The 21,595-nt window shown below is 40.8% G+C and carries 20 protein-coding genes; all 20 read right to left on the bottom strand.

Annotated elements, in window-relative coordinates; translation table 11 throughout:
• Window positions 1-15: 15 nt before the first annotated feature.
• The 20 genes from KR50_RS09260 to rnpM all read right to left on the bottom strand — a co-directional run bounded on the left by KR50_RS09260 (window position 16) and on the right by rnpM (window position 21,580).
• Window positions 16-1,101, bottom strand: coding sequence for a BMP family lipoprotein (locus KR50_RS09260; protein ID WP_041057569.1), 1,086 nt, complete (start codon window positions 1,099-1,101; stop codon window positions 16-18).
• A gap of 53 nt (window positions 1,102-1,154) precedes the next feature.
• Window positions 1,155-1,880, bottom strand: a complete 726-nt coding sequence (locus KR50_RS09255; RefSeq protein WP_041057568.1) for a GntR family transcriptional regulator — start codon at window positions 1,878-1,880, stop codon at window positions 1,155-1,157.
• Between the two features lie 517 nt (window positions 1,881-2,397).
• Window positions 2,398-4,770, bottom strand: a complete 2,373-nt coding sequence (locus tag KR50_RS09250; RefSeq protein ID WP_041057567.1) for an FtsK/SpoIIIE family DNA translocase — start codon at window positions 4,768-4,770, stop codon at window positions 2,398-2,400.
• Window positions 4,771-4,868: 98 nt separating this feature from the next.
• Entirely contained in the window at window positions 4,869-6,536 is a 1,668-nt protein-coding gene (locus KR50_RS09245) for a ribonuclease J (protein WP_041057565.1), read from the bottom strand.
• Between the two features lie 178 nt (window positions 6,537-6,714).
• Window positions 6,715-7,608, bottom strand: coding sequence for a 4-hydroxy-tetrahydrodipicolinate synthase (gene dapA, locus KR50_RS09240; RefSeq protein ID WP_041057564.1), 894 nt, complete (start codon window positions 7,606-7,608; stop codon window positions 6,715-6,717).
• A 5-nt stretch (window positions 7,609-7,613) separates the two neighbouring features.
• Complete coding sequence (locus KR50_RS09235; RefSeq protein WP_041057563.1) at window positions 7,614-8,834, bottom strand: aspartate kinase; 1,221 nt, start codon at window positions 8,832-8,834, stop codon at window positions 7,614-7,616.
• A 41-nt stretch (window positions 8,835-8,875) separates the two neighbouring features.
• Window positions 8,876-9,919, bottom strand: coding sequence for an aspartate-semialdehyde dehydrogenase (gene asd / locus KR50_RS09230; protein WP_408606148.1), 1,044 nt, complete (start codon window positions 9,917-9,919; stop codon window positions 8,876-8,878).
• A 110-nt stretch (window positions 9,920-10,029) separates the two neighbouring features.
• A complete protein-coding gene (locus KR50_RS09225; RefSeq protein ID WP_041057559.1) occupies window positions 10,030-10,623 on the bottom strand; it encodes a dipicolinate synthase subunit B in 594 nt (197 codons plus the stop codon).
• A 24-nt stretch (window positions 10,624-10,647) separates the two neighbouring features.
• Complete coding sequence (gene dpsA / locus KR50_RS09220; RefSeq protein WP_041057558.1) at window positions 10,648-11,529, bottom strand: dipicolinate synthase subunit DpsA; 882 nt, start codon at window positions 11,527-11,529, stop codon at window positions 10,648-10,650.
• A 14-nt stretch (window positions 11,530-11,543) separates the two neighbouring features.
• Window positions 11,544-11,840: a YlmC/YmxH family sporulation protein gene (locus tag KR50_RS09215; protein ID WP_052476918.1), complete on the bottom strand. Its 297-nt coding sequence runs from the start codon at window positions 11,838-11,840 to the stop codon at window positions 11,544-11,546.
• 90 nt (window positions 11,841-11,930) lie between these two features.
• Window positions 11,931-13,172: a M16 family metallopeptidase gene (locus KR50_RS09210; protein WP_041057557.1), complete on the bottom strand. Its 1,242-nt coding sequence runs from the start codon at window positions 13,170-13,172 to the stop codon at window positions 11,931-11,933.
• A 186-nt stretch (window positions 13,173-13,358) separates the two neighbouring features.
• A complete protein-coding gene (gene pnp, locus KR50_RS09205) occupies window positions 13,359-15,479 on the bottom strand; it encodes a polyribonucleotide nucleotidyltransferase (RefSeq protein WP_041057556.1) in 2,121 nt (706 codons plus the stop codon).
• A gap of 226 nt (window positions 15,480-15,705) precedes the next feature.
• Complete coding sequence (rpsO, locus tag KR50_RS09200) at window positions 15,706-15,975, bottom strand: 30S ribosomal protein S15 (RefSeq protein ID WP_041057555.1); 270 nt, start codon at window positions 15,973-15,975, stop codon at window positions 15,706-15,708.
• A 133-nt stretch (window positions 15,976-16,108) separates the two neighbouring features.
• Entirely contained in the window at window positions 16,109-17,053 is a 945-nt protein-coding gene (gene ribF / locus KR50_RS09195) for a bifunctional riboflavin kinase/FAD synthetase (protein ID WP_041057554.1), read from the bottom strand.
• A gap of 16 nt (window positions 17,054-17,069) precedes the next feature.
• Window positions 17,070-17,987, bottom strand: coding sequence for a tRNA pseudouridine(55) synthase TruB (gene truB, locus KR50_RS09190; RefSeq protein WP_041057553.1), 918 nt, complete (start codon window positions 17,985-17,987; stop codon window positions 17,070-17,072).
• A 119-nt stretch (window positions 17,988-18,106) separates the two neighbouring features.
• Entirely contained in the window at window positions 18,107-18,454 is a 348-nt protein-coding gene (gene rbfA, locus KR50_RS09185; RefSeq protein ID WP_041057552.1) for a 30S ribosome-binding factor RbfA, read from the bottom strand.
• Window positions 18,455-18,491: 37 nt separating this feature from the next.
• Window positions 18,492-18,770 (bottom strand): DUF503 domain-containing protein, encoded by a 279-nt coding sequence (locus KR50_RS09180; protein ID WP_041057551.1) that lies wholly within the window; start codon window positions 18,768-18,770, stop codon window positions 18,492-18,494.
• Window positions 18,770-20,983 (bottom strand): translation initiation factor IF-2, encoded by a 2,214-nt coding sequence (infB, locus tag KR50_RS09175; protein ID WP_041057550.1) that lies wholly within the window; start codon window positions 20,981-20,983, stop codon window positions 18,770-18,772. The genes KR50_RS09180 and infB overlap by 1 nt, the downstream gene beginning before the upstream one ends.
• Window positions 20,984-20,996: 13 nt before the next feature.
• Entirely contained in the window at window positions 20,997-21,305 is a 309-nt protein-coding gene (locus tag KR50_RS09170) for a YlxQ family RNA-binding protein (RefSeq protein ID WP_041057549.1), read from the bottom strand.
• The gene (rnpM, locus tag KR50_RS09165; protein WP_041057548.1) at window positions 21,302-21,580 is read right to left on the bottom strand and encodes an RNase P modulator RnpM; all 279 of its coding nucleotides are present in this window, start codon (window positions 21,578-21,580) and stop codon (window positions 21,302-21,304) included. The genes KR50_RS09170 and rnpM overlap by 4 nt, the downstream gene beginning before the upstream one ends.
• Between the last annotated feature and the right edge of the window lie 15 nt (window positions 21,581-21,595).

Here is a 21,595-nt window from a genome sequence, read left to right as displayed (position 1 = left end):
TATATTATTTTCACCTTACTCTAGAGTCGATGGCACTTCAATTTCACCATCAAGAATTTGCTGCTGATAACTTTCGATTTCGTCCAGAATTTCCTGTGAAAGATTATCTTGTGTTTCTGCGATGGAAATCCCATCTTCTTCAATACCGTATTCAATGACTTCTCCACCAGGAAACTCTCCGTCCATAGCCTGTTTCGAAACATCCTGAACGGCAATATCTACTCGCTTAACCATCGAAGTCAGCGTTACATTTAATTCTTCGCCATCAGCTTCTAGTGCTCCTTCAGCTGCTTGGTCACGGTCAACCCCGATTACCCAAACTTGACGGTCAGGATCTTGCTGCTTTAGGTTTTTCGCTTCTGTGAATACACCATTTCCAGTTCCACCTGCAGCATGATAAATTACATCAGCTCCGGAACCGTACATAGCCGCAGCCATTTGCTGACCGCGTGAAGCATTGTTAAAATCACCTGCAAATTGAATATCTATTTCTGCGTCCGGATTTACCGCTTCAACACCAGCTTTAAATCCTGCAGCAAATTTATTAATCAGATCAGATTCTACTCCTCCAACAAATCCGATTTTATCAGATTCTGTTGTAAGCCCGGCTGCAACTCCAACCAGAAAAGATCCTTCATGCTCTTTGAAAGTAATGGAAGCAACGTTGTCGCCTTCAGCTACTGAATCTACTATGGCAAAGTTTGTGTCTGTCTGCTGCGCTGCAACTTGTTCAATGGCTTCAGTTAAAAGGAAACCAATTCCAAAAACTAGATCGAAATCATTTCGGGCTGCAGTATTAATATTCGTTACGTAATCAGCGTCATTATTGGATTGGAAATATTTAAAACCGTCTACTCCCTCTTCAAGACCGTTCTCTTCCCCAAAAGCCTGCATACCTTCCCACGCAGACTGGTTAAACGATTTATCATCAATTCCGCCTGTATCTGTAACCATCGATACAGTGAAATCGCTTTCTTCCTCTGTACCACCTGCATTTGAATCAGTAGAAGTATCTTCACTATCGTCTGACCCGCATGCCCCAAGAATTGTACCCGCTGCAAGAACCATTGATAGTGCCAAACCAAATTTACGCTTTTTCACTTACCCTTACCCCCTAAATGAATTTTCGTGTATTAGTAGGAATGCTGTTAGCATTATACACGCTTGCGAACGACATGAAAGTTGAACCTGTCTGCTCTAAAATAATTTAAAGAAAACAGTATGGGTTCATCCTTATCGTCAAAGTGAAGCTGTTTTAAAACGAGAAGTGCTGTTTCAGGCTCACATTCAAGTACCGGAGAAATTTTTTCATGAAAACCAACCGGCTCTATATGAGTGACAGCGTGTGATATAAAATGATTTCCGTTTTCCTCTAATAGAGAAAACATCGAACCATCTTTATGGGTAAAAGATGCAGGCATCAAAGCTGCTGGCACTTTATCCACACAATACACCACCGGATCTCCATTCGCAGTTCTTACACGTTCAATAACAATCATCTCTTCTTCAGCCGTTTTTGAAAAACGGGATCGATCTTCATCTGTCGGACTTTGATTAGTTGAGCTTAAGAAAATTGTACCTGGTTCCATCCCTGCCATTTTGATCATATCCGTTACGCTATATAATTGCTCAATTCCAGAAGTAAAAAGCGGTTTAGCATTAACGAATGTGCCAACTCCATGGCGGCGTATGATTCTATTCTCTTCTTCAAGAATACGAAGTGCTTCTCTTAAAGTAGCACGGCTTATTCCCAGCTGACGAGAAAGTTCAAATTCAGAAGGAAGACGTTCTTTTTCTTTATACACTCCCTTATCGATGTCTTTTTTCAGACGATCAATCACCTGGAGATAAAGGTGCCTATTATCTGTTTTAATTGTCATAAATGGAACCACCACCAAATTCTTTTCAGACATCAGACATCTGATGTATTTCATTCCTACTAATCGAAAATACTATAACACTTTTCGAAATGAAAAGGAATAGGTTCGTAGATTTTTGTCCTTAAATATTTCGATTTAATTACAGAAATATTAACATTACGTCAATAAAGAGTTGAAATTAAGCATTTAAGCCCTTTCATATTCCATTATATTCAATTTAAGCAGTGTTTTAAATTTACATGATTTTCATAATTCAATCTTGTAATCGTTATCAATAGTATAACCTATTTGTTGATAACCTGTAAATAGGTCAGACATCAAATGTCTGTCCTTAGTTAAATTTCGTAGTTTTATGAGCAATACTAGATCCACCCATCCCTATAATTGTATGAAAATAGTAAAATCATTCATATATAAAAAATAAAAAAAGAGAAACAAACTGATTCACTCAGCTTGTTTCTCCTTTTTATAAGTAATAAGTATATAAGGAACCACATGTTAAACATTCCTTATTCTTTTAAACCGGGCCGCTTTCATCAGCATGCTTTGAAACAAGAACAGTTCGGGGCTTGCTGCCTTCATAAGGGCCTACTATCCCTCTTTCTTCCATGGCATCAATTAACCTCGCTGCTCTTGTATAGCCTACTCGAAACCTTCTTTGAAGCATCGATACCGAAGCAGTTTGCATCTCGACTATGAGTGCAACCGCCTCCTCAAATAATTCATCCTCAACTTGATTGACTGGCGTATCAGGTACATCATCCGGTATCATTTCGTCCTGATACTGGGCTTTTTGCTGCTCTATCACAAAATTCACAACGTCCTCTACTTCTTTATCACTCAAAAAAGCTCCTTGTACACGAACAGGCTTATTGGAGCCAATCGGCATGAATAACATATCACCACGGCCGAGGAGTTTTTCTGCACCGCCAGAATCCAGTATTGTACGTGAATCAATTTGAGAAGAAACAGCAAATGCAATTCTGGATGGAATATTGGCTTTAATAACACCTGTAATAACATCAACAGAAGGCCGCTGGGTTGCAATGATCAAATGGATTCCAGCTGCTCGGGCCATTTGCGCCAGTCTTGTAATGGCATCTTCAACATCGTTAGAAGCAACCATCATTAAATCTGCAAGCTCATCAACAATAACGACAATATAAGGCAGCTGTGGCTGCTTTTCTTCGTTATTGTCATTAAATTTACGTACGTATTCATTATAACCCTCTATGTTTCTTGTTCCTGTATGAGAAAACAGGTCATATCTTCTTTCCATCTCGCTTACCACTTTTTTTAGGGCCTGAGAAGCTTTTTTAGGATCTGTTACAACTGGCGCAAGCAAATGCGGAACGCCATTGTACACATTAAGCTCAACCATTTTGGGGTCAATCATCATCAGCTTAACTTCGTGTGGTTTGGTTCGCATTAAAATGGAAATTATAATTCCATTTATGCATACACTTTTACCGCTTCCTGTTGCACCAGCTACAAGAAGATGCGGCATTTTATTCAGTTCAGCTACAACAGCTTCCCCGGTTATATCCCTGCCAAGTCCAATCAGCAGTTTTGCTGAGTCCTTTTCTTTTCCCTGTGCCTCTAATACCTCTCTCAAAGAAACCATGGCTACTTCAGAGTTGGGTACTTCAATCCCAATTGCAGACTTGCCTGGAATAGGCGCTTCAATCCGAATATCCTTCGCTGCTAGTGCTAAAGCAAGATCGTCACCTAAATTAACAATTTTACTTACTTTAACTCCCACATCAGGGTGTACTTCATATTTCGTAACAGCCGGTCCAAGGTGAACCTGTGTAACCTTTGCTCTTACGCCAAAGCTTTGAAACGTTTTTTCAAGCTTGGAAGCGTTTCGCTGAATGGCTTTATATTCATTGCTTTGGTCTGCATGAGGCGGCACCGCAAGCAAATCCATCTTTGGAAGAATATAATCTTTGTTTTCGATTTCAGCGACGCCTGTCGCAGCTTCCGCTAATTTTGCAATATCTATTTCTTCCTCTGCTTGGTCAGATTTATTGTCAGACTTTTCTTTAGATGGTTCAGGCTGTTCAGAAGGAGCCACTTTTTCAGAAAAACTCGAAATTAATGGTTCAAAGGAATCTTCATCTCGCGGAAGAATCTGTTCTTGATCAGCAGGTTCAACTCTATCCTGTTCTTGCTTGTTTGATGCTTTCCCGCTTCTTCTTGCTATTTGTTCCGCTCTTTTCTGTTCCTTTTTTTGTGATCTTTTTTCAGCCAAATCCGTTTGAAGAGACTGCCACATATCTTTAAACCAGTTTATTAGAAACCCCGCTGCCACTTTAATTACAGCACCGAGAGACCGGTTCGACATCATAATCATGCCGGCAATTAATAACGCTATCGAAGCAATTTTTGCACCCGTTGATGCAAACAGGTAATGGAAGACAGCATAAAGCATCGCTCCTGTCATTCCTGCACCGACATTGGTGGTTTCACTCTTGGTTAGTTCTTCATGTGTTTCTTTAAAGGCACTGAAAGATTGCAGTAAACCTTCTTCAGCCAGCTGATCAAAAAATAATACATGAGCAAAAAGAAAAATACTCGCAAGTACCAATAAAATGCCTGTGGTTACTCTGTGAGTAAAATCAGGGACTGTGCGGTAAATCATTAAATAAAAGGATATAGCAATGATCGAAACAGGCAGCAGCAGCTGAAAGTTGCCCAGCAGATACGTCGCAGCAACTGTTAACAATCTGCCGACAGTTCCAAGTTGAAAAATAGTAATTAATGAGAGCGCAATGAGTCCAATTCCGATTAGTTCATAGGCAAGAGGTGTTGTTTTCTTTTTGGTTTTTCGATCCTTTGTTGCTGTCCGTTTTTGTTTAGCGGACGGTTTCGGCTTTGTTGCTGCCATCTAATCACCTGCTGTCTTAAAATTGAAAAAGAAAGCAGACAATGATGCCTGCCTGCTTTACTTTAGATTTGAAGATTTGTTGCATTCTCTTCAGAGTATTAAACTTCCATAATAATTGGCAAGATCATTGGTCTTCTTTTTGTTTTCGTATATAGAAGATGATTCAAAGAATCCCGAATTTCCTGTTTAATGCTCGACCAGTCGAAAGTGCGATTCTCAACATTTTTAACGACAATATTTCGCACAAGAGTAGTTGATTCATCCATTAGTTTTTCAGATTCACGCACATATACAAATCCGCGTGAAATTACTTCAGGACCGGCTGCTATAGATTTAGTTTTACGGTTTAATGTTACAACTACAAGTAAAACGCCATCTTGTGAAAGAAGCCTGCGATCACGCAGTACAATATTACCTACATCGCCTACTCCTTTTCCATCGATCAGCACGTTTCCAGTTTGAACACGGCCGGACATCTTCATTTTTCCACCGGTGTATTCTACGATGTCACCTTTATCTGCAATAAAAATATTTGACCTTGGAACACTCGTTTCTTCAGCAATTCTTGCATGAGTAATAAGATGTCTGTACTCACCTTGAATCGGCACAAAGTATCTGGGCTTCATTAGGTTAATCATCATTTTTAAATCTTCCTGGCTGCCATGTCCGGATACGTGTACATTTTTACTTGCTGTTAGTACATTAGCTCCTGCTCTTGCCAGCTCATTTACTGAGCGATAAAGGAATACTTCCATGCCCGGAGATGGAGTAAACGTAATTAACACCGTATCACCTTCTTGGATATTTACTACTTCGTGCGTTTGATTTGCCATACTTTGCATCACTTTAAATGGTTCATCGTGGGTTCCGGAAAGTATAATGACGATTTCATCATCATTGTACTCGTTAATTTGATTCGGCTCTATGCGAGTTTCTTCATCATAAGTTAGAAACTCCAGGCGTGATGCGACGTTCACTACCTTTTCAACCGCTTCACCAATTACCGCAACTTTTCTTCCCGCTTTTTTTGCTACATCAAAAACCTGCTGAATACGAATCAAGTTTGAAGCATAGCATGTAACAATAATTCTTCCTTTTGCTTTATTAAAGCTTGAAGAAACATGATTTTCAACGACTGCTTCGGAAATTGTATGACCTGGTCTCTCTGCTTCTGTGCTGTCAGATAAAAGAGCAAAAACTCCCTTTTCTCCAAGCTTGGCCATCTTTCCGATGTTCGAAGCGTACCCGCCCTTTGCAGACTGATCAAATTTAAATTCTCCTGTATGAACGATTGCTCCTTCAGATGTATGTATAGCTATACCAAGAGAATCTGGAATGCTGTGTGTTGTTTGAAAAAATGTAACGTTTACTGTATCAAACTTCATATTGCTTTTTTCATGAACAACAAAGAATTTTACTCTTTCTTTAAAGCCGTATTCTTTTAAGCCGGCTTTTGCAAGTGCCACAGTAAGTTTTGATCCGTAAACTGGGGCTTTTACTTTTTCAAGCAGATAGGGCAGAGACCCGATTGCATCATCGTGACCGTGCGTTAAAAATATTGCTTTTACTCTTTCCTTATTTGACTCCAGATAATTAAAATCCGGAATTACGATGTCGATGCCGTACATCTCTTCTTCAGGGAACATAAGTCCCGAATCGATAATGAATAGGTCATCGTCCACTTCAATTACATACATATTTTTACCGATTTCGCCTACTCCACCAAGTGGAATAATTCTTATCTTCTCATTTATTACTTTAGACAATCCCTTTTCCTCCTATATCTGTTTTTCCCGTTCTTTCAACAGTTGTGTTCATTATACTTCATCTTTATCAAACTGTACACGTTAATTGTCAGTGTTTACGTTCCGCTGTCTTTTTAATCCGTGATATGTATAAAAGAAAAACACCTGAGGGAGAATTCTCCACCCTCAGATGATTTGGCTACTTCAATAATTTAACTTGATGATTAAATGTTTCAACTGCTGCTCTTACCATTTCTTTTTCATCTAATGAAAGCGGGATCAAAGGAAGTCTTAAGCCTCCGCAAGCTATGCCTTTATCATCGAGTGCCACTTTTACTGGCGCTGGATTAGGCTGAGCAAACAGCGCACGGATTAGCGGAAGCAGCTGTTGATGAATAGTAGCTGCTTCTTGCGAACGGCCTTCAGTAAAAGCTTTAATCATTGCCTGCATTTCATTACCAGCAATATGGGAAGCTACTGAGACAACACCATGCCCGCCAATTGCAAGAAGTGGAAGGGTCAAGCCGTCGTCTCCGCTGTAAACTAGAAATTCATTACTCGTATTTGATAAGATATCAGTCATTTGATCTAAGTTACCGCTTGCTTCTTTTACCGCTGTGATGTTATCAATCAAGGACAACTTTATGATTGTCTCAGGTAAAATATTGACAGCAGAGCGACCCGGGATATTGTAAATCATAATCGGAACGTCCACAGCATCTGCTACCGCTGCAAAATGCTGATAAAGTCCTTCCTGGCTCGGTTTACTATAATAAGGTGCAACTAACATGAGAGCATCTACTCCGGCCTGAACAGCTTTTATTGACAAGTCAATAGTCCCTTGAGTGTTATTGCTTCCTGTACCTGCAATTACAGGGACTCTCCCATCTGCAATTGCAACTGTGTATTCAAATAAACTGATTTTTTCATCATTTGACAGAGTAGGCGACTCTCCTGTTGTTCCTCCAACCACTAAGGAATCAGAGCCATTTTCAATAAGATAATTAATTAATGCAGCTGTTCGTTCAAAATCAATGGTCCCATCTTGTCCGAAGGGGGTAACCATTGCGGTTGAAACACGTCCGAAATCCATTTTTTTCACTCCTGTAGGCTTTTAATTGGTGCTTTCTTTGAGCTGGTATTAAATATAAACTGCTCATGTAATTTTTTTTGGGCATGATCTGCATACTTTTCGTCTATAAGCACCCAAAATGTCATGTGACTATCTGCAGTTTGAAGAATTCTGATCTTCTCTTTTACGAGTGTCGAGACAATAGTGGAGGTTATTCCAGGTTTCCCTTTCATTCCTTCACCGATTAAAGCGATTTTCGCAACATGGTCAATGACTTCAGGATAAAATCCCTCATTTTCCAAAAGCGTTTTAACATATTGAACGTTTTGGGATTCAATTGTAAAACGGACTTCATGCGGGTGTATTGAAATTAAATCCACACTGATCTCCTGCTGAGCAACCAGCTGAAAGATCTGGTCATATTCGAGAGAGGAAACCCTGATCTGCGCTAAGTTTTTAATGGCAGAGACAGACTGTATATCCCGGCTTATATGGTGAACGGTTTGTTTTCCAACCCATGTGCCGTTTTCCCCAACCAGCGGACCTACCCACATTGGAACTTTATAGCGTTTTGCCCACTCAACCGCATTCGGATGAATTACTTTAGCACCCTGATAGGCGATATGGCTGGCTTCATCATAAGAAATATACTGAAGAGTTGACGGTTCATCCACAACTGTAGGATCACCGCTCATCACTCCTTCAACATCCGTGTAAATATACACTGCTTCTGCTTTAACACTGCATGCCAAGGCAGAAGCAGTCGTGTCGCTTCCGCCCCTGCCCAGTGTAGAAATTCTGCCGCTTTTTGTTATACCCTGAAATCCCGTTACAACAACCACATCTACTTCCTCAAACGCTTTATAAAAAGGGTCGCCGCTCACGCTATTTATTGTAGCATGTCTGAAATTATCGTTGGTAATAATTTGAGCTTCCCTTCCCGTCATAATCTGTGACGGGATCCCTCTTGATGCCAAATCATGCGAAAACACAGCAGCTGATATGACCTCTCCGCATGACAAAAGCAATGACTGCTGTTCTGGTGGAATCACGATATTTTTATTCTCTGAGATCAGCGATAAAAGCGTATCTGTTGAGTAGGGATCTCCCATACGGCCTTGTGCTGAAACGACGACTATCGACTTAAGTCCACGTGCAACGGCCTTTTCAACATGGCTGACGGCTTCAGTTCTTAGAGCTTTAGATGTTAAGGAACTTCCTCCAAACTTCTGAACAACAATATTCAAAGCAGAACTCCTCGCTTTCTTGCAGCGTGAGGAGATTTAAGTTAAACGAGAGTTAGTTTGACTAAACTTTCAGCAATTTGTACGGAATTCCACGCTGCGCCTTTAAGTAAATTATCTGATACGATCCACATGTGAAAGCCGTTGTCTTCATCAAGGTCTTTCCGTATACGTCCAACAAATACTTCAAGTTTTCCAGCTGCACTGCTGGGCATTGGATAAAGCTGTTCGTCAGGAGAATCCTGGAGAACTATGCCTGGTGCCTCTTTTAACAACTCCTGTATTTCTGCTGCAGATTTGCCGCTTTCATTCACTTCGATGTAAACAGATTCTGAATGTCCTGTTTCAACAGGCAGCCGCACACATGTAGCAGAAATTTTCAGGTTTGGCATATGCATGATTTTCTTCGTTTCATTCATCATTTTCATTTCCTCAAATGTGAAGCCGTTATCACTGAAGTCATCAATTTGCGGGATTGCATTGAAGGCGATCGGATAATGACGATTCGCACCTTTAACGGGCAGAATTTTTGCATCTGCTTCTTCACCATTTAGCATAGCTTTTGATTGTTCCTTCATTTCAGTAATAGCATTGATTCCTGCTCCTGAAACAGCCTGATAGGTGGAGACAACCACCTTTTTTAAACCGAGAGCCTGTCGGATTGGTTCTAAAGCAACAACCATCTGAATAGTTGAACAATTCGGGTTAGCAATAATCCCCTTATGAAGAGCCAGGTCAGATTCATTTACTTCAGGGACGACCAGCGGCACTCCCTCTTCCATGCGAAAAGCACTGGTGTTATCAATAACGATTGCGCCATGCTTAACTGCATCGGGTGCAAACTTTTTTGAAACACTTCCCCCTGCAGAGAACAATGCAATATCTACTCCCTTAAATTTGTCGGAAGAAGCTTCCTGTATAATAATTTCCTCACCCTTGAAAATAAGTGACTGACCGGCTGATCGTGCAGAGGATAGTAATGTTAATTTTTTTATGGGAAATTGGCGCTGCTCTAAAATGGCCAGCATTTGTGTGCCAACTGCTCCTGTTGCTCCAACGATTGCTACGTGATATCCCTTCGCTTTCACGATAAATCCCTCCTGCTTACATCCATTGACGCATTAGACAGATAAAGCGTAAATGTGTAATTTTCGTAGAATACATTGTATCACTTTCTGTCTAGTATACTCAATCTCTTTTACTCAGGAGAATTCATTTTTAATACGGGCTGCAACTGTTTGCCTTGTAGGGCAGCCAAAATGGTTTCAGGTATGTCTTCCATATAAGCGACTAATGAATTAGGTTTATTAATTGGATCATCCTGCCCATAGGGAACGAAGTAAATATTTTTAGTTGCCATTAATTTCATGATGTTAACCCCGTTTAATCCCAAGCCATCATTTGTGGAGATTCCAATTACAACAGGCTTACCATTACGCAGTGTTGCTTTAGCAGCCATCAGTACCGGGGAATCAGTCAGCGCATTGGCAAACTTGCTGATTGAATTCCCTGTTATTGGGGCAATCACCATGCAATCCACTGGAATTTTTGGTCCCATGGGTTCTGCATCTACTATCGTTCTAATACTTTTACACTTTGTAACTTCTTCTATTCTTCTGATCCATTCTTCTCCTTCACCAAAACGGGTATTTGTCTGCTGCATAGTAAAGCTGACTACCGGCTGAACCTCAGCGCCAAGGGCAACCAGCTTCTCTATTTGAGGAAATACCTCATGATACGTACAATGTGAGCCTGTGAGACCAAATCCAATTCGCTTTCCTTTAAAGGTCATGATTGTCCTCCTAATGTAAGACTTTTATTTTGAATTGATTCGTTCGATAATAGAGGAAGCTAGTATAAGACCCGCGGTTTTTGGTGCGATAATGCCAGGTAGGCTAGGTGCATCGATGTAACGTAAGCCTAATGATTCTGCTGTTTTAGAGGTTATCGCCTTTGGTCCAGAGGCTAACTCGATGACGAGACATTGATGGGAAACCTGGTTCACTATATCCTCTGAAAAAACGGTATCTGATGGGATTGTGTTAATCCATGCATCCAGCATGCCCATCTTCTTGTGAATATTATCCAGATCGATCGGTTCAATACTCATTTCAATCATCCTTGCTTTTTCAGCACTGCTGGTCGTTCCACCAAGAACATTTGCTCCGAGAGATTTCAAACGGTTCGCTATTGTCATTCCAATTCGTCCAAACCCTGTAACAAGTATTGTAGAGCCATGTATGGTGTGATCAGTATGCTGCAGAAGAAGCCATATAACACCTTCTGCTGTAGGAATGGAGTTGCGAATGGCAATCTGGTCTTCATCCATTAAGTAGACAACAGGTTTTTGAAGTGCTTCTAACCAAGCTGTAGGAATTCCTGAAAACAGCAGGCATGAAGTCTTCAGCCGTTTGAAAGCTTTACTGTCTAATTTGACTGGTTTACTTGAAAACGAAGAGCGGACAGCACCTTCTTCTCCCACACCGCTTACGGGAAAAACAATGGCATCCAGCTCTTCATACGGTAATTCATGACTATCTACTTTGGTAAATCCCGGTTCAGTTAAAGCCAGTTGATCAAAACCGACTACGTACAAATTCGCTCCGCTCAATTGACAATGGTGAGCGATCTCTTTCTGTCTTGCATCTCCACCAACAATAGCTATATTGCAGCCATATAAGCTTGACGTATCTGTCATCCAGCTCACTCATTTCACTGTTCTTCTTTCTGTTCTATTGTATGTAACACCCCTTTCGTCTGTGACGACCCATCCGTTTCTTCCTGATCAATCAAAATCATTTCTTCGCCAATTGTTTTAATGTATCTCCACGGAATGGTCAGTTCTTTTGGCGACTTCGAAAACGCTGTCCATCTGCCTACTGGAACCACAACTGCTTCAACAGCTCCTGTCACCGGATTAAACTCCACATCCGTTTCTCCTAAGATGCCCATTCTTTCTGCACGCTGAATATGGATAATTTCCTTGCCGCTAAGCTCGCTTAATTTCATATTTGTCACACTCCTTTAAAGACATTGTATGAAAAAAAAACCCTAAGATGAGCAATCATCTTAGGGTCATTTTCCTTCAATTTATATAAGTCAGGCGAAAGATTTTGGTTTTATTTCATCGGGTGAAACGAGAGACACAGCAAAATTATCTGTTAAAACGTTTTCTGCAATTTCTTTGACAGAGTCTAACGTGACCCCATCAATCCGTTCAATCACTTCATCCATTGTCCGGTGATAACCAAGCATTAATTCATTTTTACCATTCCTGCTCATTCGTGCATTTGTGCTTTCAAGACCAAGCATTAAGTTACCTTTGAGCTGTTCTTTAGCATAAAGCAATTCCTTAGAAGTCATTCCCTTTCCTTTAAAAGTGGAAAGAGTTGATTGAATCGTTTCATAAAGAGAATCTAACTGGTCAGCACCAGTACCTGCATAAACCGTTAACATTCCACTGTCCTTGTGAGCTGAATGATAGGAAAATACTGAATAGGCCAACCCTTTCTCTTCCCTTACTTCCTGAAACAACCGTGAAGACATGCTTCCTCCAAGGACATTATTCATTACGATCAGGCTGTAGCTGTCTTTATCACCAAGAGGAAGCCCGTTAAATCCAAAGCATAAATGAGCTTGCTCTGTATCTTTTTTCTTCAATAATTGCTGGTCGTGAAAAGTCGGAACTTCAAGATCCTCTTTTGCCGAAGAAAGATTTTTATATTTGCCAAACAATGCTTCGACTTCTTTAATAAATGATTCATCTACATTGCCTGCAATAGAAACGACTACTTGATCCGGAGAATACATCTCATCCACATATCGGTTAAGTTTTTCTCTTGTAAAGGACCGGATCGTTGTCTCCGTTCCGAGAATAGGGTATCCGAGTGGATGCTTTTGATAAACTGCTTCCCCTAATAAATCATGAACAATATCATCGGGTGTATCTTCATACATTTTAATTTCTTCAAGCACGACATTTTTTTCTTTCTCAAGTTCTGCTTCATCAAAAATAGAATTAAAAAACATATCTCCTAATACATTTAATGCGTGTGATACGTGATTGTCCATCACTTTTGCGTAATAGCAAGTATATTCTTTCGAAGTAAATGCATTGACTTGTCCGCCTATACTATCAAATGCCTCCGCTATTTGGCGGGCAGATCGTTCTTTTGTGCCTTTAAAAAGCATATGTTCCAAGAAATGAGAGATTCCGTTATTCTCTTCATTTTCATATCTGGATCCGGCCCCGATCCAAACTCCTACTGCGACTGAGCGAACAGTAGGTATTTTTTCCAAAACAATACGCAGGCCGTTTGGACACGTATGGCGAGTAATCATAAAAACATCTCCTATTGTAAAATACGGTGTTGGGTTAACTTTGTTATTATGTCGAAAAACCTACTTTACATGTTACTATGTTTGGATGGCGATTTCATTGTTTTTATACTCTAATCAATAATAATCTTTTTTCTATAGTGAAAAAACCGATTAAAGATACATCCTTTAATCGGTTTATAAGATCATTTAGTTAGTTTCTTTTGCTTTTTCTTCTTTTTCCCGTTTCTCACGAATAACCGCTTTACGGGAAAGATTGACCCGTCCCTGATTATCAATTTCAGTTACTTTAACTTCTAATTGATCACCAAGAGAGATTACATCTTCTACTTTGTTTGTGCGTTCTTCCTGTAATTCAGAAATATGCACAAGACCATCTTTTCCATTGAAAATTTCGACGAATGCTCCAAATTTCTCAATGCGCTTCACTTTGCCTAGGTAAACTTGTCCGACAACTGCTTCTCTCACCATATTCTCGATAATCTCTTTTGCTTTTGCATTTTTCGAGGAATCGGTAGATGAAATAAACACAGTGCCGTCTTGTTCGATATCAATCTTAACGCCAGTCTCTTCAATGATCTTATTAATATGCTTGCCGCTTGGTCCAATTACATCACGAATTTTATCCGGATTAATGGAAAGCTGAATAATTTTAGGAGCATAGTCAGAAAGCTCGGTTCTTGGTTCCTGGATAGTTGCAACCATCGATTCTAAAATGTGAAGTCTTCCTTCTTTGGCTTGCAGAAGTGCTTCTTCTAAAATCTCACGAGTAAGCCCGTCGATTTTAATGTCCATTTGAAGTGCCGTTACACCTTTTGCTGTTCCTGCAACTTTAAAGTCCATATCTCCGAGATAATCTTCCATTCCCTGAATATCTGTCAGGATTGTATAATCAGCTCCAGATTTAACAAGTCCCATTGCAATTCCTGCTACTGGTGCTTTTAATGGTACCCCGGCGTCCATCATTGCCAACGTACTCGCACAAATACTTGCCTGAGATGTAGAACCGTTTGATTCTAAAACCTCTGATACAAGGCGGATGGTATATGGAAAATCTTTCTCATCCGGAAGAACTTTTTCAAGCGCTCTTTCTCCAAGGGCACCATGTCCAATTTCCCGGCGGCCAGGTCCTCTGATTGGTCCAGTTTCACCAACACTGAATAATGGGAAATTATAATGATGCATGAATCTCTTCGATTCCTCAATACCTAAGCCGTCTATGATCTGCACATCACCAAGTGCACCGAGTGTTGCGATACTAAGTGCCTGGGTCTGACCGCGAGTAAACAAACCTGAACCGTGTGTTCGAGGCAAAACACCAACTTCAGAAGATAGGTCACGAATTTGATCCGGCGTTCTTCCATCGGGACGAATCTTATCCTGTGTGATCTGACGGCGAACTTCTTCTTTAACCATTTTATCTAGTGCTTTTTTTACTTCTTTGACAGTAGCTTCATCAGCTTCTTCATATAAAGACAAGACCTCTTTTTTTACTAAGGTAATCGCTTCATCCCGGGCATGTTTTTCCTGCGTCTGTACTGCGATCGCCATTTTTTCTGAAGCTTCTTTTTCCACACGGGAAACGATTTCTTCATCAAGACTGGCTAATACGATCTCACGCTTTTCTTTGCCTGCTGCTGCAATAATTTCTTCCTGAAATTGAATCAGCCTCTTGATTTCTTCATGGCCGAACATAATTGCTTCTAACATTGTTTCTTCAGGAATTTCATAAGCTCCTGCTTCTACCATGTTAATCGCATCTTTTGTCCCTGCTACAATAAGTTCCATTAAGCTTTCATTTTGCTGCTCTATCGTTGGATTAATGATAAATTCTCCATCAATCAACCCAACCATTACACCCGCAATCGGTCCACCAAAAGGAATATCCGAAACACTAAGCGCCAACGAAGACCCAAACATTGCAGCCATTTCAGATGAGCAATTTTGTTCTACACTCATAACCATGCTCATTATCTGAACATCATTACGAAAACCATCCGGGAAAAGCGGACGGATTGGACGGTCTATTAAACGGCTGGTAAGGACAGCACGTTCACTCGGGCGTCCCTCCCGTTTGATGAATCCTCCAGGAATCTTACCTACTGAATACATCCGCTCTTCATAGTTTACTGTTAAAGGAAAGAAGTCTAATGGTTTAGGTTCTTTAGATCCAACAGCTGTACTTAGAACGACCGTATCACCGTATCTTATAAGTGCTGCTCCACTTGCCTGCTTTGCCAGTTGGCCAACTTCCACTGTTAGTTTCCGGCCAGCCCAGTCCATGGAGAATATTTGTTTTTCTTGTTCCATTTTTTAACCCCTTTCTTATCTTCACATAGAAAATTACCTGTATAAAAGATTTTGCCGACTGCTTCTTTGCTCAAAATCCAACGCCGAGCATAAAGCAGCAAGGACAAAAAACATTACTACTATGTAGAATTTAAACGATCATATGATCTTATTCAAATTTTAACTAATTACCGGTTTTTTTTGCTAATAAAAAAGCGGGACAAGTCCCGCTTTTCTGCATTCATTCTTATCGGCGCAGTCCAAGTTTGTTAATTAGTTCACGGTAACGAGAAACCTCGTTAGTACGTAAATAAGTTAACAGGTTACGACGGCGGCCTACCATTTTTAAAAGTCCACGACGTGAGTGGTGGTCTTTTTTGTGAGTACGAAGATGTTCATTCAGGTTATTGATTTCTTCTGTAAGGATCGCGATTTGTACATCCGCTGAACCTGTGTCTCCTTCATGTGTACGGTACTCTTCAATCAATTCGTTTTTGCGTTCTTGTGTAATAGCCATTTTTGTTGCCTCCTGTAAATTAGTATTAATCCCCAATTACCGAGCAATCGTTGGAGTGATCGAATTGCCAAGCAACGGTTCATGATCATGCCTGTTAATAATACCATAATGGAGTCGTTCCCGCAAGTATGCCTTATGGCGTTTCAAAATAAGCGACAGCAGCTTGTTTGTCTTTTTCGATTTGAGCAACAAGTTCTTCGATTCCATTAAACTTTTGTTCACTTCTAATTCGAATATGCCATTCCACCATTACTTTTTCACCGTAAATACTTTCGTTATAATTAAATAAATGGACTTCCACCGACAGCGCTTTGTGGTCAGGGTCATTAAATGTAGGTTTATACCCTACATTACATACACCTGCGAACCATTGATCATGAACAAATAAGCGCACTGCGTAAACACCCATAGCCGGGATCAGCCCCTGGTGGCTAACTTGTATATTGGCAGTGGGAAACCCGATCTTTCTCCCTCTTTTATCTCCGTGAACGACGATGCCTTCAACTGTATAAAAGTAGCCGAGCAGCTGTTTCGCTTCATCCACTCTGCCTTCATGCAAAGTCTTTCGGATACGGGTAGAACTGATTTTCTTTTCTCCATCTTTCAATTCGCCCACTGTGGTGGAGGTAAATTGATTCCGGGAATGGAAAGGGAGAGTCTCCATCGTTCCGCGACCGAATTTGCCATATGTATAATCAAATCCTGCAGTAATATGGGATACGTTAAGCTCAATCAAGTACTGATCCACAAATTCCTGAGGTTCCAGGCTTGCAAAATTGGATGTAAATCGTACGATGAACGCATAATCGATGTCCATTTGTTCAAAAAGTGCAATCTTTCGATCTAAGGAAGTAAGGTAATCAATTTCTTTTTTTTCTGTACTCAGGACTACGGATGGGTGAGGATCAAATGTCATGACACCGCTTTTAAGCCCGTTCTTGCGTGCGTAATCAATGGATGTTTGTATTACTTTCTTATGACCTAAATGCACGCCGTCAAAAAAGCCTAGAGCAAGTGAAAGCGCAGGAAGATCTCCTTTTTTCAACGAATGAGGGTGATGCAAAGTGATTACTTTCATTGTGTGGATTCCTTTCTCAATCGATCCAAAGCACTTTTATTGGTTTAATCAATCCTTCTTTGGACGGATGAAGATGATAAATGGCGACTGCCCTATCCCTATTATATAAAACGACCGGTTCATTCTGTTTACCACTCCAGTCCGGCGGCGTAGGCATAACAGACCCATTCTTTACTCTTTTTTCAACTGTATCACTAATGAGATATTTCTTCAATTGAGAAAGACCAGTCTCCATGGGGTGTAAAACCTCCCTGACTGCATCCGGATTCAATGCTCGTTCTTCTAGCTGAGCGAGTGTAATACAATCGCCCGAAGTAAACAATGCAGATTTTGTACGCGTCAACTTTGACATATGAGCAGGATAGCCCAGCAGTTCTCCAATCATAACGGCAAGTGTTCGGATGTAGGTTCCCTTCCCGCAGTCTATATCTATAGTGAATGTAATGACCCCGTTATCAAGAAGTATAGAATCCTCATCAAGTGTTATCTTATGAATGTCTACAACTCTCGTGGGCCTTTCCACTTCAACTCCTTGTCTGGCATATTCATATAAACGCTTCCCATTCACTTTAACTGCTGAGTACATTGGCGGTGTTTGCTGGATTTTTCCTGTAAGCTGATTAAGAACTTCTTTTAATTTGTCCTTGCTCAAGTCGTGCGTTATTTTTTTTGAATCCACTATTTCTCCATGCGCATCTTCAGTAGTGGTGGAGGTACCTAAGGACACTTGAGCACGGTAGGATTTACCGGAATCAGTTATATACTCCGCAATTTTGGTTGCTCTCCCTAAGCATATAGGAAGTACTCCATCCACTTCAGGATCGAGGGTGCCTGTGTGACCAACTTTCTTCATACGGAGAATTTTTCTTATCTTAAATACACAATCATGGGAAGTCATCCCGGTCTCTTTCCAAATTGCTACTATACCGTCCATTTTTTCATTCCATCCTCTCACTCATCACCTTAGTTGGGATAAGAAATATAAAAAGAGCAGCAGACATATTGGAAGCGAATAAACGCCTCTCCTTAAAAAGGATAGTCTGCTGCTTCTTATTATTGTTCTCTTTCTTTTAAATCCCTAATCAATGATTCAATTCGATTACCTGTATCGATGGACTCGTCAAATTCGAACAAAAGCTCAGGTGTTTTTCGCAAACGTATACGCTGGCCAATTTCAGACCGTATAAAGCCTTTTGCTTTAGCAAGTCCTCTCAATGTGTTTTCACGCTGTTCCTCATCTCCAAGCACTGTTATATAAACAGTTGCCTGTTGAAGATCACCCGTTACTTCGACATCCGTTACAGTAACGAAACCGATTCTGGGATCTTTAATTTTACGGCCAATGATATCGCCTAGTTCTTTTTTCATTTGTTCACCGACGCGATTCGATCGTAAAGACATTGGTGCATCACCTCTCATTTAAATGGTCGGTATCCATCTACATGAAGTCGATAGCAATCGAGATAGCCTCCCACTCAGGAAAGGACTCCATCAGTTTTAATGCGCGATGTATTTCTCTTTCTGCTGCATCTTTTGAGGAGGCTACTGCAACTAACTCAATGGTTGTTCTTTGCCACACATCTTGATGGTCGACTTCAGCAATAGATATATTGTACTGCCGCTTTACTCTGGAAAGAACCCGCTGTAAAACAGCTCTTTTTTCTTTTAAAGAATGGGAATGATCAATTTTAAATTCGCATTCCGCATAGGCGATCATTATCGTTTAATTTCCTGCATAATGAATGCTTCAAAAATGTCGCCTTCTTTAACATCGTTGAACCCTTTAACGGTAATTCCGCATTCATACCCTTTTGCAACTTCTTTTGCATCATCTTTAAAACGTTTCAGCGTATCAAGATCGCCTTCAAATACAACCACACCATCACGGAGCAAGCGCACACCGCTGTCTCTGGTGATTTTTCCTTCAATAACGTAGCTGCCGGCTATAGTTCCCACTTTCGAAACTTTAAATGTCTGACGGACTTCAGCCTGGCCGATTACTTTTTCTTCAAATTCAGGATCAAGCAATCCTTCCATCGCTGATTCAATCTCTTCGATGACTTTATAGATGATACGATGTAAACGAACATCTACTTGCTCTGCGTCTGCAGCACGTTTTGCATTTGCATCAGGCCGAACATTGAACCCAATAACAATTGCATTTGAAGCAGCAGCAAGCGTTACATCCGATTCTGTAATCGCTCCAACCGCAGTATGGATGATTTTAATATTTACGCCTTCAACGCTGATTTTCAAAAGGGATGCAGCTACAGCTTCTACTGAACCTTGTACATCTCCTTTAACAATTACGTTAAGATCTTTCATTTCTCCCTGTTTCATTTGCTCAAACAGGTTATCAAGACTAACTCTTGTTTTTTCACCGCGCTGTGCCTGAAGTGCTTGTTGAGCCCGTGTTTCTCCAATTGAGCGGGCAGTCTTTTCGTCTTCAAATACAACAAAACGGTCTCCAGCCTGTGGCACATCATTTAACCCTGTAATTTCAACAGGAGTAGATGGGCCCGCTGATTTAACCCGTCGGCCCAGGTCATTAACCATCGCACGAACGCGACCGAATGTGTACCCTACAACAATCGGATCACCTACATTCAATGTTCCATCCTGAACAAGCAGCGTTGCAACTGACCCACGGCCTTTATCAAGCTCGGCTTCAATAACTGTGCCTAAAGCGCGTCGTTTCGGATTTGCTTTATATTCTTCAACTTCACCTACAAGGAGAATCATCTCTAGTAGGTTGTCTATTCCTTCTCCATTTAATGCAGAGACAGGAACAAAAATGGTGTCGCCTCCCCAAGCTTCGGGAACGAGGCCATGTTCAGTTAATTCCTGCATTACACGGTCCGGGTTAGCTGATGGTTTGTCCATTTTGTTAACCGCAATAATAATCGGCACTTCTGCTGCTTTAGCATGGTTGATTGCTTCAACAGTCTGTGGCATTACACCATCGTCTGCTGCAACAACCAGGATAGTAATATCAGTAACTTTAGCTCCTCTAGCCCGCATCGTTGTAAAAGCAGCATGACCAGGTGTATCAAGGAAAGTGATTTTCTTGTCATTCACTTCTACTTGATATGCGCCAATATGCTGAGTAATGCCGCCTGCTTCGCCTTCTGTTACTTTTGTTTTCCGAATGGAATCAAGAAGAGTCGTTTTACCATGGTCAACGTGACCCATAATGGTTACGACAGAAGGACGCTCAATTTGATCTGCTTCGTTCTGTTCTTCATCGAAATATGTTTCAAGATCAGTGGAGTCGATCAAAATTTCTTCTTCCACTTCAACTCCGTAGTCAGCACAAATTAATTCAATGCCGTCTTTATCAAGCTCTTGGTTTACTGTTGCCATCGTTCCAAGCATAAACAGTTTTTTAACTAATTCAGAAGGTTCACGGTGAAGCTTCTTCGCAAGTTCAGCCACTGTTAATGATTCTACGAAAGTAATTTTTTCCGGCAGCTCTTTTTGTTTAACCGGTGCGGGCTGGAAAGGAGTTTTAGATTTTTGATTGCGGTTTTTTCCTCCGCGGTTTCCACCCTGGTTAATTCCCCGCTGGTTAGAATTGCGTCCTCTGCTGCCTTGGCCGCCTTGGTTTTGGCCGCCTCTATTTCCCTGAGCTCCCTGGTTTTGAGAGCCTCTGTTAGGGGTGCTGCCTTGTGCCGCTTTAGCGCCTTGGTTCTGTCCTGAGTTTTGAGGACGGTTTTGAGACTTATTCTCCGGCTTTACTGATTTTGTTTCTTGTTTGGGTGCAGTTGAATTTCCTTTATTATAAGAAGCATCCAATTTCGTGATCGCCTCTCCTTCTAATGTCGCCATATGATTTTTAACTTCAATGTTCATTGTTTTTAATAGATCTATAACTTCTTTACTGGTGACATTTTGTTTTTTTGCATATTCGTATACACGTATTTTACTCATTCGTTCACCCCCGTTAAGATTCATCGAGCAGTGTGATCAGCTTTTTGGCAAAACCGGCATCAAGTACCGCAATTGTTACTCTTGCTTCTTTGCCAATCAAGTGACCAAGCGTATAACGGTCGGTTACCCTTCGCAAAGGGATTCCATAATGCAGGCTCTTATCCGTTACTTTTTTCGCTGTATTATCAGAAGCATCTTCTGCAAGTAAAACAAGCTTTGCTTTGCCGTTCCGAACTTCCTTGATGACGAGTTCTTCTCCTGATATTACTTTTCCTGCCCGAGTTGCAAGACCCAGCAGAGACATCCATTTAGGCTGGCTCATTTCGACTGGTCCGCTTCCACTTGTGCAAGCAGTTCATCATAAATTGAATCATCTACTTTTGCCTGTAAGTGGCTTGCCAAAATATTTTTCTTGCGTGCTTTTAAAATCGCATCCTTATCTTTGGAAAGATAAGCACCACGACCTGATTTTTTCCCTGTTGCATCAATGGAAACATCGCCTTCTTTTGTTCTGACGATTCTTACCATTTCTTTTTTCTCTTTCATTTCATTCGTTGCGATACATTTACGCAATGGAATCTTTCTTTTGGGCTGCATGCTTTTTTTCGCTCC

Origin of the sequence: Jeotgalibacillus campisalis (assembly GCF_000829515.1) — a bacterium.
GTDB classification, from domain to species: Bacteria; Bacillota; Bacilli; order Bacillales; family Jeotgalibacillaceae; genus Jeotgalibacillus; species Jeotgalibacillus campisalis.
This window is presented reverse-complemented; position numbering and strand designations above follow the sequence as displayed.

Bases quoted from the DNA above. Each gene is read 5' to 3' on its own strand.
- truB (WP_041057553.1), bottom strand. From the start codon at position 17,987: ATGGACGGTATAGTAGCAATTTGGAAAGAGACCGGGATGACTTCCCAT.
- KR50_RS09210 (WP_041057557.1), bottom strand. From the start codon at position 13,172: ATGATTACTCGCCATACGTGTCCAAACGGCCTGCGTATTGTTTTGGAA.
- dapA (WP_041057564.1), bottom strand. From the start codon at position 7,608: ATGGATTTCGGACGTGTTTCAACCGCAATGGTTACCCCCTTCGGACAA.
- KR50_RS09225 (WP_041057559.1), bottom strand. From the start codon at position 10,623: ATGACCTTTAAAGGAAAGCGAATTGGATTTGGTCTCACAGGCTCACAT.
- dpsA (WP_041057558.1), bottom strand. From the start codon at position 11,529: ATGACAGATACGTCAAGCTTATATGGCTGCAATATAGCTATTGTTGGT.
- infB (WP_041057550.1), bottom strand. From the start codon at position 20,983: ATGAGTAAAATACGTGTATACGAATATGCAAAAAAACAAAATGTCACC.
- KR50_RS09180 (WP_041057551.1), bottom strand. From the start codon at position 18,770: ATGATCGCCTATGCGGAATGCGAATTTAAAATTGATCATTCCCATTCT.
- KR50_RS09170 (WP_041057549.1), bottom strand. From the start codon at position 21,305: ATGAGCCAGCCTAAATGGATGTCTCTGCTGGGTCTTGCAACTCGGGCA.
- rpsO (WP_041057555.1), bottom strand. From the start codon at position 15,975: ATGGCTATTACACAAGAACGCAAAAACGAATTGATTGAAGAGTACCGT.
- rbfA (WP_041057552.1), bottom strand. From the start codon at position 18,454: ATGTCTTTACGATCGAATCGCGTCGGTGAACAAATGAAAAAAGAACTA.
- KR50_RS09215 (WP_052476918.1), bottom strand. From the start codon at position 11,840: ATGAAATTAAGCGAGCTTAGCGGCAAGGAAATTATCCATATTCAGCGT.
- ribF (WP_041057554.1), bottom strand. From the start codon at position 17,053: ATGAAAGTAATCACTTTGCATCACCCTCATTCGTTGAAAAAAGGAGAT.
- KR50_RS09255 (WP_041057568.1), bottom strand. From the start codon at position 1,880: ATGACAATTAAAACAGATAATAGGCACCTTTATCTCCAGGTGATTGAT.
- rnpM (WP_041057548.1), bottom strand. From the start codon at position 21,580: ATGCAGCCCAAAAGAAAGATTCCATTGCGTAAATGTATCGCAACGAAT.
- KR50_RS09250 (WP_041057567.1), bottom strand. From the start codon at position 4,770: ATGGCAGCAACAAAGCCGAAACCGTCCGCTAAACAAAAACGGACAGCA.
- pnp (WP_041057556.1), bottom strand. From the start codon at position 15,479: ATGGAACAAGAAAAACAAATATTCTCCATGGACTGGGCTGGCCGGAAA.